Source organism: Halomonas sp., assembly GCF_033549285.1.
Taxonomy (GTDB): Bacteria; Pseudomonadota; Gammaproteobacteria; order Pseudomonadales; family Halomonadaceae; genus Halomonas.
Genome location: NZ_JAWSUJ010000003.1, coordinates 76,094 through 90,646, shown reverse-complemented (window position 1 = coordinate 90,646; position 14,553 = coordinate 76,094). Strand labels below are relative to the sequence as shown.

General features: G+C 65.8%; 5 protein-coding genes and 1 pseudogene. 1 reads left to right on the top strand and 5 read right to left on the bottom strand.

Going from position 1 to position 14,553, the window contains the following annotated elements:
- Positions 1 to 54 precede the first annotated feature (54 nt).
- Complete coding sequence (locus SCI24_RS01600; protein ID WP_318723634.1) at positions 55 to 432, top strand: ISAs1 family transposase; 378 nt, start codon at positions 55 to 57, stop codon at positions 430 to 432.
- A gap of 186 nt (positions 433 to 618) precedes the next feature.
- Here SCI24_RS01600 and SCI24_RS21510 read toward each other — a convergent pair.
- From SCI24_RS21510 to SCI24_RS01570, 5 genes and pseudogenes are all read right to left on the bottom strand, one after another.
- Positions 619 to 8,156 (bottom strand): annotated as a pseudogene (locus tag SCI24_RS21510) (SDR family NAD(P)-dependent oxidoreductase).
- On the bottom strand, positions 8,153 to 9,757 hold the full coding sequence (locus SCI24_RS01585; protein ID WP_318723632.1) for an LTA synthase family protein: 1,605 nt from the start codon (positions 9,755 to 9,757) through the stop codon (positions 8,153 to 8,155). The pseudogene SCI24_RS21510 and the gene SCI24_RS01585 overlap by 4 nt, the downstream one beginning before the upstream one ends.
- A gap of 5 nt (positions 9,758 to 9,762) precedes the next feature.
- Positions 9,763 to 10,539: an SDR family NAD(P)-dependent oxidoreductase gene (locus SCI24_RS01580; RefSeq protein WP_318723631.1), complete on the bottom strand. Its 777-nt coding sequence runs from the start codon at positions 10,537 to 10,539 to the stop codon at positions 9,763 to 9,765.
- Entirely contained in the window at positions 10,518 to 11,750 is a 1,233-nt protein-coding gene (locus SCI24_RS01575) for a capsular biosynthesis protein (RefSeq protein ID WP_318723630.1), read from the bottom strand. Before SCI24_RS01575 ends, SCI24_RS01580 begins: the two co-directional genes overlap by 22 nt.
- A 27-nt stretch (positions 11,751 to 11,777) precedes the next feature.
- Positions 11,778 to 13,814, bottom strand: coding sequence for a capsular polysaccharide biosynthesis protein (locus tag SCI24_RS01570; RefSeq protein WP_318723628.1), 2,037 nt, complete (start codon positions 13,812 to 13,814; stop codon positions 11,778 to 11,780).
- Positions 13,815 to 14,553 lie beyond the last annotated feature (739 nt).

Sequence of the window (14,553 nt, the reverse complement as noted above, 5' to 3'; positions counted from 1 at the left end):
AGGCGGCTCAGATTCTTGCCCCTTTGAGGGGCTAACAATATAAAGCCCCCGGCTTTGCCGGGGGATACTTACTGGCCAGGGCTGAAATCGGTAGGCGTGGTGATGAGTTTCCGCCAGGAAGGAGATGAGGTGCCAGAAGCACCGATGATCCGCTACTACATCAGCTCTGCCGATCTGAGCGCCAAGAAGCTCGCCGAAGCGGCCCGCCAGCATTGGCATGTGGAGAATAAGCTCCACTGGTCCCTGGACGTGGCGTTGCGCGAAGATGCCTGCAAAATCCATCGTGGTCAGTCTGCTGAAAACCTCGCCAGGATTCGTCATATCGCCTTGAATTACCTGAAAGGGGAGACCCGTTTCAAAGGCGGTATTCGGCGGAAACAGAAGAAAGCCGCGCTGGATGAGACCTATCTGGCGGACATTCTCGCGGTGTGATGGCTTTCATGCGTTTTCCCTGATAGCCCGGATGGGCATCGAAGCGTGTAAAGCGCTCCGGTACCGCGCGGCGAGGGCCTGCACCGTCGGGCATCTCTGTGGTGGCGTTGGGTGCGGCCGCGCGTGGCTTGCCTTGCTTGCGAGCCCGAGCCAGCAGCTGCTGTTTGAGGTCGGTGCGACGCTCCTTCATCGTGTGACCTCCTCCACGTTCTCATCAGGAGTTTCGAGCCCCTTGGCGCCGTGGCGGGCGGCGAGGGCAGCCATGCCATCGGCGCTCGTTTCCTCATCATCGCTGGCGTGCTGCTGCAGTTTCTGGATCAGCACACCGGCCAGCTTGTCGAGGGTTGATGCCTCACTGAGCACCATCACCGGCACCTGGACACCCAGGCGCGATTCGATGGCGGTCATCAGCTCCACGCCCATCAGCGAGTCGAACCCCATGTCGTAGACCGAGCGATGCACATCGATCTTCTCTTCGTCGAGCAGCAGAATACCCGCCAGTTCGGCCCGCAGCAGATCAGTCACCGCGCCATGCAGTTCTTCCGGGGAGAGAGCCGCGAATAGATCGGCGAGATTGTCGCCGCCATCGTCGGCTCGGCCATCGTCCTCAGCCTCGCGGGCAAGCTCACTGAAGCGCGGGCTCGCCGCCGTGGGCAGGAAGCGAGCCAGGGCGCTCCAGTCGAGCTCCAGCACGCCAAGGCTGCGGCCTCCCCGCTCGCCATGCACCAGCAGCTGTTCGAGTACACGTAGGGCATCGTCCGACTGCAAGGCCGAGCCGCCCAGGCGTTCCTGCAGGGCATCCCGGGTGCGCGTGTGGCGGGCCAGGAAGCCGACGTCCTCGATGGCGCCCCAACGCAGGCAGGTGGCCGGTAGGCCCTGGCGGCGACGCGCGGCGGCCAGCGCCTCGAGCCAATGGTTGGCCGCCACATAGTTGGCTTGGCCGGGATTGCCGAACAACGTGGTGGCCGAGGAGTACATGACAAAGAAGTCGAGACGGTCGTCACGGGTCAGGGCGTCGAGGTGGCGGGCGCCGTCGATCTTGGGCGCCAGCACGCGGCGGATGCGTTCGGTATCGAGATTGCGGATCAAGCCGTCGTCGATCAGCGTGGCGGCATGCACCACGCCACGCAGCGGCGGCAGTGTCTCGCGGCAGGCATCGAGCAGGGCGGCCAATGCTTCGCGACCGGTGACGTCACAGGCGGCGGCTTTCACCGTCACGCCCTGGGCTTCCAGTTCTGCCACCCCGGCCTTGGCCTCGTCACTTGCCGCGCCGCGACGGCCGATCAGGATCAGGTGGCGCGCGCCGCAGCTGGCCAGCCACTGGGCGGTCTTCAGCCCGAAGCCGCTGAGGCCGCCGGTGATCAGATAGCTGGCCTCGGCTGGCAGCGCCAGGGTGTCGCGTGACCGATGGGACGTCGGAGGGGACAAGCTAAGGGGCTGCTCGTAGGTCACGACCACCTTGCCGATCTGTCGTGCCTGCTGCATGTAGCGGAAGGCCTCGACCACCTGGCGGGTGCTGAAAGCGGTGTAGGGCAGGGGGCTGAAAGTGCCGTCCTCGAACAGCGCCATCATCTCGCCAAACAGCTGACCGGTGAGCTCGGGCTGTTCCTTCATCAGCTGATCGGAATCGATGCCGAAGTAGCTCAGGTTGTTGCGGAACGGGCGCAGGCCGATATGGGTGTTCTCGTAGAAGTCCCGCTTGCCCAGCTCCAGGAAACGCCCGAACGGACGCAGCGCCCGCAGGTTCTGGTTGATTGCTTCTCCAGCCAGGGAGTTGAGCACTACGTCGACTCCGCGGTCGTCGGTGGCGTCGAGGATCTCTTCGGCGAAGGTCAGCGAGCGGGAATCATAGAGGTGCTCGATGCCCATCAGGCGCAGGAAGTCGCGCTTTTCGGCTGACCCCACGGTGGCATGGACCTCCGCGCCCAGCCACTGGGCGACCTGAATGGCGGCGATACCCACGCCGCCGGCGGCGCCATGGATCAGCACCTTCTCGCCCGGTGTGAGCCGGGCCAGATGCTTCAGCGCGTAGTAGACGGTAAAGAAGGTCGTGGGGATGGTCGCGGCAGCGGCGAAGCCCACGCCCTCGGGAAGCGGTGCGATGGCGTGCCGGCTGGCGATCAACCGGTCGCTGAAGCTCGCCGGGCCAAAGCCGACCACAGCATCTCCCACTGCCACGTCGTTTGTCCAAGGCCCCACGGCCTCGACGATGCCGGCGAACTCCAGGCCCAGGGTAGGACCGGCGAAGCCGTTCTCGATCGCCTCGTCGGAAAGCAGTCCGAGGGTGTACATCACGTCGCGGAAGTTCAGACCGGTGGCCTGCACCTTGATGGCCACCTGGCCCTCGGCCGGCTGAGGCAGGGACGTGGGGGTCCAGGTCAGGTTGCGCAGCTGGCCGGGCAAGGGGAATCCCAGCGTCATGGCATGCTGCGATGCCCCGTTTTCTTGCGCTGTTGCGCCGGGGGCCGGCAGGGTGCGCAACCGCGTCGCGAAGCGGCGGCCTTGAGCGTCCAGCACGAGCTCGGTTTCGGCATCGGGCTGGCTCAGCTCGTCGAGCAGTGCCCCGATCAGGGTGTCGTCGAGGTCACCCTCGGGCAGGTCGAGCAGCCGCACCGGGTAGCCGGCGGATTCGTTGGCCAGCGAGCGGGCGAAGCCCCATAGCGCGGCATCCGGGCCAGGGAGCCCCTCACCACTCCCTCCTGACTCCTCACCACTCACCGATTCCCCATTCTCCCACATGCGGGCCACGCCCCGGGTGATCAGCCATAGCGCGCATTGGTCACCGTGGGCCTCGAGATCCTGTGCCCACTGCATGGCCTGTTCGCAGCGTGCCTCCCCTTGTCGCAGGTCGACGATGTGGACCGGGGCTTGGCCTTCGTTCGCGAAGGCGTCAACGACACGGGCCTGCTGGCCGCGTTCGATCAGGCCGGCAGCAAGCCGTTCGGCCAGCGCGCGCGTGCCGGCATCCGCCACCAGCTGGACGCTGCCCCGGTTAAGCGCGATGTCTGTCTTCCGCGTTGGTTGAGAGGTCTGAGGCCACTGGGCGTGGATCAGGTAAGCACCGCGAGACTCGTCCTCCAGCGGGATCGGCTGGATGTGGGTGGCCCCGAGACGCCCGAGGGTGTCGATGACATCGGCTTGTTCCGTTACGAGCAGGGGGGTGCCGTCGTCTTCGAGGCCCGGCGCGGCCAGCAGGGTGTCGAGCCAGGCGCTGGGGTGCACGCCGAGCAGCACCAGTTGGGCGCCCGCGGCCAGGCGGGTGGGCAGCGCCTCCAGCAGGCGGCGATTACGCTGGCGGTGGCCCACCTCGAGGCTGATCAGGGCAAGCTGGGCTGGCTCAGCCTCGTCGGCCAGGGCCTCGAGGCGCTCGATGTCGACCAGCGGGTGGCGCTCCTGGAGCTGCTCGGCCTGGTGCCAGGCGCCGTCGCCCACTGCCAGGATACGGTAGTCGCAGCGGTCGGGGTCGAGCAGGTCGCTGAGCCGCTCACCCAGCGCCGTGGCTGCGGGGCCAGCTTCCAGCAGACGCAGGCGTTGGCCGCTAGGCAAGCCGTCGAGGACCCCTCGCAGGGCGTCGTGCAGTCCACCGGCCAGCGCTTGCCAGCCTCGCGCATCGACCAGTTGGCGGTTGAGCGAGGCCACCGCATTGGCATCGAGGCCCAGCGTCTCGGCGTTTTCCTGGCCCATCAGCAGCGCCGGCAGGTGCAGACCGAAACGGCCCATGCGTTGCACGGGAGCAAAGTAGTCCGGGTAGTCGCGTACCAGCAGCTGCCAGATGGTGGCCGCCGTGACGGCGTCGTTATCCTCGACCAGCGCCCAGCCTTGGTCGTTTTCCACCAGCCGTTCGTTGTTGATGAGTAGGCGGATCAGCTGATCGAGCAGCGGCTGGCTGGTGAAATGGGTGCGCGTCAGTTCCCGATAACGGGTATGGCTGAGGTGCGAGCCACCGGCCAGCGCCTGTAGCGTTTGCGAGGCGAAGGCGTCGGTCAGGCTATCGAGCAGCGGATCGACCTCGAGGGCAAAGCGTTGGCCGGTGAAGCGGGCGAAGTCGTCTAGCAGCCCCGGCATGGCGGCATGCAGCGGCGCCAGGTCGAGCGCGGCGGCATCGCTCTGGCGCGGCATCGGGGACAGCTCGACATCCAGGTAGCTGAACCGCTGGTGGTGTTGACGCTTGAGACGAACCGCCTTGAAGCGGGTCTCGCTGAGCACGCGATGGCGCGGCCCTGGGCGTCGAACAGCGCGAAATCGGCGGTGAAGGAGTGCGGCGAGCGTTTGTCCAGGCGGGCCTGGGCGAGCGTTGGGGTGCCGGCGCCAGGCAGGAACTGCACGCGGCCGACACGGACCGGCACGAAGGCCAGGTCATCGTCCTCGCGGCCCTGGGCGCGGGCCTCGAGGGCTAGCAGCGGGATGAACAGCTGGAAGGCGCTGTCGAGGATGCCGGGGTGCAGATGTAATGCCTCGAGGCTTGCGCTGAGGGTCTCGTTCAGCGTGATCTCGCCGATCACGCTGTCCCCCTCGACCCAGGCGTGGCTGATGGCCTGGCAGGCGGGGCCGTAGTGCAGCCCGAGGTGTTCGGCCATGGCCAGGTGGTCGTCAAGCGTGACGTCGGGCGCGCGAGCCGGACGGACCGGTGCCTGGCGGCGCAGCAGGAACCCCCGGCTCTGTGCCATGACGCGGGCCACGGCGTTGAGCTGCCAGTCGCTGCCGGTCACCGGCTCGCGGGAGTGGATCGCCACGCGGCCATCCTGGGGGGACACCTGCACCCGCACGCGACGTCCGTTGGCGGCATCGAGCAGCAGCGGTGCCTGGATCTCGAGCTCTTCGATATCGACCAGCGGTGCTTCCTTGCCATGCTGGGCGGCGGCCAGCGCCAGTTCGATGAAGCCGGCGCCCGGGAACACCGCCCCCTCGCCGACCACATGGTCGGCCAGCCATGGCACGCGGCCGGTATCCAGCTGGCTTTCCCAGGTGTTGGCCTGTTGGGCCAGTCGGTAGCCGAGCAGTGGGTGTTCGTAGTAGCGGTCGAGCAGCCCCTGGCCGTCGTTGGTGCCTTGAACCCAGTAGGATTCGCGCTGCCAAGGGTAGCGGGGCAGGTCGACGAAGCGCCCCGCGACCGGGAAGTGGCGCGAGAGGTCGACGCCAATGCCGGAGAGCAGCACCTGGCCAACCGTGCGGGTCATGCAGTGGGCCGCGGGCGTGTCACGCATCAGCGTGCCGATGACCTGGCCGTCGCGCGCTCTTTCACGCAGGGTATCGGTCAGGTAGCGGCGCAGGATCGGGTGGGCGCCGATCTCGACGAAGACATTGATGCTGTCGTCGATCAGCGCCTGGATGGCCGACGCGAAGCGGACGGGCTGGCGGATGTTGTGCCACCAGTATTCGGCGCCGAGCTCGCTGCCGGCCAGCTCAGCGCCGGATACCGTGGAGATATAGGGCAGCGCCGTCTCGTTGGGGGCGATGCCGGCGAGGGAGTCGAGAACGCCGGCCTGGATGGGGTCCATGGCCGGGCTGTGGAAGGCGTAATCGAGCGGCAGGCGCTTGGCAAAGATGCCCTGCTCGCCGAGCCGCTGCTCCAGGCGAGCCAGCGCGGCAGGGTCGCCGGCGAGCGTCACGCCGTTCGCGCTGTTGATGCCGGCGAGGTCTACACCTTGATACTCAGGGGCGGTGAGAAGCTCGCTGACCACATCAGCGCCCATCGCCACGGCGGTCATCTCGCCCTGGCCTCGTGTCTTGCCCTGGTAGTGGCTGCGATAGTAGATGACCTTGACGGCATCGGCCAGGCTGAGCGCACCGGCCGCCCAGGCGGCCGCCACTTCGCCAACGCTGTGGCCGGTCACGGCGATCGGCGCAATGCCGTGGTCGCGCAGCAGGGCAGTGAGGCCAACCTGCACGGCGAACAGCGCAGGCTGGGCGACCTCGGTCAGTGCGAGGCGGCTGCTAGCGTCTTCCGGGGCGTTGATCTGATCTTCAAGATTGCACCCCTCGAGCTCGGCACGCAGCGAGAAGTCGCCGTAACGCTGGAACAGCGCGTCAACCTTGTCCACGGCGGCGGCAAATACCGGGGCGCTTTCGAGCAACTCGGCGCCCATGGTCTCCCACTGGCAACCGTTGCCGGTATAGATGAAGGCCGGCCCCTTGGCGTTCTCCAGGTGCTGGCCTCGAGCCAGACCGACCGGCAGCTCAGACGCTTGCTCAGCGGCGCTGGGATCAGTCCAGGCGGCGAGGATCTCGGCGGCTTGCTGTTTGGTGTCGGCGAACAGCAGGGCACCATCGCTGTGCGCATCACGATGGGCGTTCAGGGTATGGGCGATGTCGTAGAGGCTGACTTCAGTGCGCATCAGCCACTCGGCAAGCTCACCGGCCATGGCCTTGAGCGCGGGCTCACCGCGGGCGGACAGCCGAAGCGGCAGTGCCCCGTGCGGCTCGCCCTGGTACTTGTCGCAGTCGGCGCGTTCGGGTGGGCTTTCGAGAATGACGTGGGCGTTGGCGCCACCGAAGCCGAAGGAGTTGACGCCGACCACCAGTCGTCCGTGCGATTTGAGCGGCTGGGCCTGGGTCACCACGCGCAGGTTCCACTCATCGAACTTGATCCGCGGGTTGAGGGTCTTGATGCCGATCGTTGCCGGCACCTCGCGGTGGCGAATGCTGTAGAGCGCCTTGGCCAGGCCCGCCGCGCCGGAGGCGGTTTCCAGGTGGCCGACGTTGCTCTTCACCGAACCGATGGGCAGCGGCGTGTCGCGGTGCTTGCCCAGTGCTTCGCCGATGGCGCGGGTCTCGATGGGGTCCCCAACCGCCGTGCCGGTGCCGTGGGCTTCCAGATAATCGATCTCATCCGGCGAAATGACGGCCTGTTCATAGGCCTGGCGCATCAGCGCAATTTGCGCTGCGGGGTTGGGCACGGTCAGCCCCGACTTGTGGCCATCGGTGTTGACGGCGGAGCCTGCCACCACGGCCAGGATATTGTCGCCATCGGCCACGGCGCGGTCGTAGTCCTTGAGCAGGAACAGGCCCGCGCCCTCGGAGCGCACGTAGCCGTTGCCAGCCTCGTCGAACACCTGGCAGCGGCCGGTGGGCGAGAGCATGCTGGCCTTGGAGAAAATGATAAAGCCGTAGGGGTGCAGGTGCAGGCTGATGCCACCCGCCAGCGCCATGTCGGTCTCGCCGGCGCGGATCGCCTGACATGCCTGGTGGAAGGCCACCAGCGAGGAGGAGCAGGCGGTATCCAGCGACATGCTCGGGCCGTGCAGGTCAAAGATATAGGAGAGCCGGTTCGAGGCGATGCTGGAGGTGTTACCCGTGGCCGTCGAGGCGTCGATGGCGTCAAGATCGTCGGCCAGGCGGTAGGCGTGGTCGACACTGGCGATGCCCACGAAGACCCCGCACTGGCTGCCGCGCAGTCGCGAGGGCGGCACGCCGGCGTTTTCCATGGCTTCCCAGGCGAGCTCCAGCAGCATGCGCTGCTGCGGGTCCATATGGGCGGCCTCACGCGGTGAGATGCCGAAGAAGCTGGCATCAAAGCCGCTGATATCCCCCAGGCTGCCAGCGGCGAAGGTCACGCTGGTGCCGGGGTGGCGCTTGTCGGGATGCTGGTAAGCATCCTGGCTCCAGCGGTCCTCGGGGACCTGGCTCACCAGGTCACGGCCCGCCATGAGGTCGGCCCAGAAGGTCTCCGGGGTGGTGCCGGGAAGCCGGTGGGCGGCACCCACGATGGCAACGCGTCGTGTCATTCCTGCTCCTGCGTGTGACGACTGGGCGTCGCGTTCTTTTTGAGAGGGTGATTCCCTGTCGGGGTTAGGGCGCTGTGCTCGGCGTGGGCGTGAATCCAGCCAAGCAGCTCGACGCCTAGCCGTGAGACGTCACGCGCCTCCGGCTGAGACCTGAGGGCCACGTCAGGTCGGGTCGACCAGATCAGGTAGTCGGTCGTGCCATCCGGTTCGCCCAGTGCCTGGTAGGCCTGGTCGAGGATCGGCACATGATCCCCGTACCAGCACAGCAGGCCGTCACGGGGGCCTTCGGCGAGCCGACAGCTGAGCGCGTCCAGCATGCGGTCGGCATTGGCCAGGTGACGCAGGTAGACCTGCAGGTCACGGTAGTGGGCCTGATGGGCGATCGCCTGGCCGGCGGGCGACAGGCGCCGTGCATCGGCTTCACTCGGGGTTTCCAGATGCAGGGGGCCATGGTTCTCCATGGTGATCACAAAGATAAACAGGGGTGCATTGTCCCTGTCATCGAGCAGGCTTCCAACCCGGCGGGCCAGGGCGGCATCGCCGATATATTGCCCGTCACGGTCGGCAGGGTCGAAGTCGCTGATGTCCAGAAAGTGATCGATGCCCAGAGACGGCAGGACACGGTCGCGCAGATAGAAGCTGGCCGGCCAGGGATGCAGGGCCACGGTGCGATAGCCGAGCCGGCGAGCGCTGGCCAGCAGGTTGGGCATGGGCTGGCGGGCGAGCTGCTGATAGGGGTTGAAGCGGTGGATGCCCATCTTGCCGGGGCCCAGGCCGGTGAGGAAGGCGGCCTCGGTCCGTACGGTGTTGGCGCCCCAGGCGGGCACGCGCAGCGGACCATGGGCGAGGCTCCCGGCGACGAGGCGATCCCAGTGGGTCAGGGTGTCCGGGTGGACATGATCGCTCCAGCGGCGTGGATCGAAGAAGGATTCGCTCTGTACCACCACCACATCGGGCAGCGCCTCGAGGTCAGCCGTGGTGGCTGGCTGGCGAAACTCGGGGGGCGAAAGCCGGCTGTCCAGTGGGCGTCTTGTCTGACGCCCATAGCTCCACAGGAAGGCGTAGAGGCCGAGCGGTGGCAGATCCTGCGACGGCACCAGCGTGACCGGCGGCAAGCGCCGAATCCCCGCCATGAGAAGGCCTACGCCGACCAGCCCCTCGAGGGAGAAGGCGAGCAGCCCCTCGCCTGGCGCGAGCTGGATGAACAGCCACGGCTCGAGCCAGAGGAAAGCGGCAATTGCGACAGTGCCGGCCAGCATGGCCCCGACGGCGAGCCACAGCCCGAAGAAGGGCAGGTAGAGCCGTGGGTGACGGATGGCGTCCAGGAAGTAGTCGAAGTCCTGGTAGAGGAAGGGCTCCTTGAGCGAGCGCCACTTGATCAGGCTGGTCTGGATGACCACCAGTTGCATACTGAGGATGAAGGCGCTGGCGAACCAGGGGCGCTGGAGCACGGCGAGAAAGCCCGCATGCAGCAGGCACCAGCTGCCCAGGTGAACCAGCAGGGCTGCCGTGGGGCGGCGCCACGGGGCCGCTACCCGCGGGCGCAGGAGGCCTTCGAGTGCAAAACTGGCCAATCCGCCGAGCAACAGGGCGAGGGCCATGGCGATCATCGCGCGGCCCCGAAGCCGAACCAGCGCACCAGGCGCTGGGAAAGGCTCGCCGGCAGCATGCCGAGCCACCAGCTGCCGACGTTCAATGGAAAAGGAAAGCTGATCCGTGCCCGGTCTTGTTCGATGCCCCGGCGGATGACGCGGGCGGCCCGCTCGGCCGACCACTGCCAGGGCTTGGGGCCGGGCATGGCGGCGGCCATGGGGGAGGCAACATAGCCGGGCATCACCACGCTGACCCCGACCCCGTAGGGGGCAAGCCAGCCCCGCAGGGCTTCGCCATAGGCCTTGATGCCGGCCTTGCTGGCGCTGTAGCTGGGCGTGACGGGCAGGCCATGCCAGGCCGCAAGCGAACTGATGAAGACCAACTGGCCGCTACCGCGCGCCTTCATGCGCGGCGCCAGAATAGTGGCCATGGCCATGGGGGCACGCAGGTTCAGGGCCAGCAATTGTGCCGACTGCTCCCAGGCTTCTCCGGCGCCATCCTGGCCGATGTCGATATTCATGCCGGCGCAGGCGATGACGAGATCGGGCAGGGCGTCATGGTGAAGTTGCTCGAGCCAGTCGTGTAGCTGGTGGTCGTCGGTGAGCTCCACGCTCGTCAGCTCTGTGTGGGCGCCAAGGGCGCGGCAGCGGTCGGCTATGGCCTGGAGCGCCGTGGTGTTGCGGCCATGCAGCAGCAGTTGCACGCCGGGCTCGGCGAAGGCGCAGGCCAGGGCTCCTCCGATGGCGCCGCTGGCCCCGGTGATCAGGATCAGGCGGCGATGGGCAGGCATGTCAGCAGCTCTTCCAGCGGGGAGTGATCCGCTTCCAGGCGGTGCAGGGTATTTTTCACGGCGAGCTCGGTTCCGGTGGTGCAGTAGAAGTCTCCGTTGACCTGGACGGTGTGCAGCAGGGTCGTCCGGAAGGCCTGGACCAGCGCTGCCTCGGGTGGCGTACCAGCTCGCCAGAAGTCATCCAGCCGGCCCTGGAAGGTAAGACCTCGAATGGCATAGATGGGGGTGCTGAGCGTCAGTGTCGGGCAACCCTGCTCCAGGGCCACCAGGCCAGCCGTGCTGTTGACCGTGACCAGCCCGGCGGCACGGGGTAGCAGGCGATTGAGGTCACCGGTTTCCAGGTAGTCGACGCGACCACCGATGCCATAACCCTCGGCTAGGCGATGGATCACTCTGGGGTAATTGACCAGCCCCATGTCGAGGGGGTGGTTCTTGATCACCAGGCGGGCGTTGGTGGGGGCATGCCGGGAGAAGGAGGCCATCGCGTGCTCAATGACCTCCTCCATGCCGGAAAACGGGGAGTGGTCGCGGATCTGGGCGTCACTGTTAAGCTGCAGTGGCAGCACATAGTAGGGCGTGTTGTCGCCCGCCAGGCGCTCGATGCAGCGAGCGTCATGGGCGTGGCGGCGTTGCAGGCGCAACTGGAGGAAGCGCTTGAGGTAGCCCGCATACTCGACCGGTGCCGTGACCGGGGCATGGTTGCGGTAGCGGGGAAACCCTACCGGATTGGCCAGGCCGGCCAGGTGATAGGCCACATCATGGGTCGCGCGGACCTTGAACGAGGAGCGGAAACGGACCGCGGACGGTGGCGGGCCCAGGCGCGCGGCGGCCTCACGGAACCAGTCGGGGTCGCGAGGCAGCAGGGAGTGGCCGTTGACGCCCTCGCGCTCCAGGGTGATCCAGAAGGGCCGCAGGTAGCCTTCCTCGAAGATGTGGTTGCGGATGTCGAGGTTCGCTGCCCCCTCGATGGCGGGCCGGTGTACCGCCCGGCGGTCACCGAACATCAGTTGGTCGGTGATGCCGTGGCGCTCCCATATGCTCTCCAGGAACGCCGGTAGCTCGCTCGGACGGCCGCGAAAGGCATAGGACGGGAGACCGCGGCGATAGGCGCGATCACCGCAGTTGAAATCCACGAGGGTGACGCGTTGCCCCTGGTCTACCAGGCGCTGGGCGAGGCGTCGGAAGAAGGGCGTGCAGGGCCCCTGCAGCAAAAGAAAGGATCGTCCTTGACCGTGCATCTAGTGCCTTCCGATGAATGTGTTGCGATACCAGCGATAGAGTCGACGCGAAACGGGCCGCCGAGCGCGCTGCTCGCGGCGCTGCTCCAGGTACTCCACGACCGTTTCCGCGTTGACCAGTTGGCGTGAGCGCGGATCGACGTAGAGGGGATAGCGAATAAGGCAGCCGGCGACCAGCTCGTCCAGGCTAAGATGCCGCTGCCGCCGCGGGCAGGCTGACGCCCGATCCTCGGTGAGTCCCCAACCGGCATAGAAGGGCAGGCCGTAGGTGACCACGTGACAGCCGCGTAACAGCGCCTCGAAGCCGGCCAGCGAGCTCATGGTATGAAGCTCGTCCACCTGAGGGAGCAAATCGGTAATGCTTGCGTCGGTGGCGGCCTCATCATACAGCTGTTCGATGCCGGCTTCGAGTCGTCCCAGGCGCGCACCGCTGACCACGTCCGGGTGGGGCTTGTAGATCACCCAGGCATCAGGAGCAGCGTCACGAACCCGGCGCAGCAGCTCGCTGTTGGTGGTGACATGCGGGGAGCCGAAGCATACTGAAGCGTCGCTCTCCACCTGGCCGACCACGAGAAGGCAGCGGCAGTCGGCAGGCCGCGTGGAATGGGAAACTCGGGAGGTGCCGACGTTGTACTTCGAGAGCCGGCTCTTGACCAGACGTTCGCGCAGCCGGCGAGCCCGCTCCAGCAGGTGGGGCGAGAACGTTTCTGTGGATAGCAGGTGTTCCAGGTCACTGGGCTGACGCGGGTCATAGTGGATGCCGCGGCTGTCCAGCGCCAGGGAAAGCGGCTTGACCAGGTCGACCCCGAGGCCGATGGAGCGGATAAAGCCATCCTCCATGCGCCACAGTGGCGCGGTGCGCGCCGAGTCTGGCAGCCTTTCGAATGTCTCCTGCTGGCTTGACCAGAGCAGCAGCCGCTCGCCTTCGGCAGGTCGAGCCCGCGCGACACGCGATTCGTGCCGCAGCTTGGCCTGCTCTCCCAGGAAGTTGCCGACGAAGCTGCGTTTCCAGGATGAGAAGCCCACACCTAGCCAGTCACCGGCTAGTTGTGCGTGTCGGCGGCTTTGATCGGCGATCAGGTCGATGGTGGTCTCGAGGCTGCAGGCCTGGCCGGTATAGGGGTTGGCGTAGCGCGCATAACGCAGGTAGGCGGCAGCGAACAGCTGCAAAAGGCTGCGCCGCTGATTGCGTCGCGTACAGTGAGTGCGGTCGTCTGTCAGCCCCCAGCCGGCATAGAAGGGCATGCCGTGGCAGATGACGCGCTTGCCCGCGAGCAAGGCCTCGAAGCCGAGTTGGCTGGTCACCACATGCACCGTGTCGACAGTATCGAATAAACACCAGGGGTTGAGGTCCTCGGCGATCAGTCGGCAGCGAGGATGCTGACTGGCAGTGTCCAGCAGGTGACCTTGCTTGCGACCGGCCACGACGTCCGGGTGCACCTTGACCAGAATCTCGGCCTCGAGGTTCTCATCCAGCGCCGCTTCGAGCATCGAGCGGAAGCGCTCGGCATCGGCAAGCCCGTAGTGAATCGAGGCATCGCCGGCCGTTTGATCGACCACCAGCACTCTCCGTTGCTGGCTGGGCGGCAATGCGCGATCGGGAGCATGGTTGTACTTCGAGAGCCGGTAGTGCCGGATCAGCGTCATGCAGTGCTCTGCGCGCTTCAGCTCATCCTCGCTGAACCGTGCTTCAAGTATTATCTGCTCAAGATCGGATGGGCGTGTGGCGTCGTAGTAGATGCCCATGGTGTCCACGATCAGGCTGTGAGGCTGATAGCCGTTGACGCCCAGTCCCCAGGAACGCAGGAAGCCATCTTCCAATGAGATATATGGAATACCGCGTTGCCCAGCCAGACGCCTGGCTTTCAGGCTGGTCGGCTTCAGCCCCCATCCCAAGGTGACATCGGGACGCTGCCAGGGCTTCAGCGGGGTAAAGCCTTGGTACTCACTAAGACAGGCGGGGAGGATGGATAGCCTGCTGATGCCTCGGGAGGCACAGGCAGCAAAAAGGAGTCCCATACGGCTGGCGCTTTCCATGCGACCTCTGGCGTAGTACTGCTACGTCGGCATGAAGCAGGGGCGACCAGTAGCAGGAGAATCAACAACGAGGGCACATGATGCCCGAAGGGTACCCGAGTATGAAGCAGGGTTAGCCGCCTGGTAGCAGGACTGTCACAGCCCATCCTTCTTGCCGGCAACGACAAGGAGTCAGGCCAGTAATCCACTGACCTGCTTTTCTGAAATTTGGTAGCGGGGACGGCTGAATCTGGAACGACAGGGAACCGATGACCGACGGCCATACCGCATATGAAAAAGCCGACTCCCGCAGGGTTCGGCTTTCTCGGTATCTGGTCGCGGGGACCGCTGAATCTGAAACGACAGGGAACCGATGACCGACGGTCATGCCGCATAAGAAAAAGCCGACTCCCGTAGGAGTCGGCTTTCTCGGTATTTGGTAGCGGGGACCGGATTTGAACCGATGACCTTCGGGTTATGAGCCGGATTTCCAAAGCTGTCGCTAACCTGTGTTGATTGTCACAATATCACGCCAAGCCCCGTGGTTGTAGGGTTTTGGGGGTAAATCCTACGCGGGGGTTACCTCCATCGACATCACTTTACCCCCATCGGTGTTGTCACAAAATGAGAGGCGAGTTTTTCCGCATTTTTGACCGTATGGCTACCCCTATATATAAGTGATTCATGATATTATGGTAGCTGAATTAGTACTACCTGATGCATTGGTCCGATATCCTTCGCCCCCGGCTCAGCGTCCCCC

Bases quoted from the DNA above. Each gene is read 5' to 3' on its own strand.
- SCI24_RS01585 (WP_318723632.1), bottom strand. From the start codon at position 9,757: ATGGCCCTCGCCCTGTTGCTCGGCGGATTGGCCAGTTTTGCACTCGAA.
- SCI24_RS01580 (WP_318723631.1), bottom strand. From the start codon at position 10,539: ATGCCTGCCCATCGCCGCCTGATCCTGATCACCGGGGCCAGCGGCGCC.
- SCI24_RS01570 (WP_318723628.1), bottom strand. From the start codon at position 13,814: ATGGAAAGCGCCAGCCGTATGGGACTCCTTTTTGCTGCCTGTGCCTCC.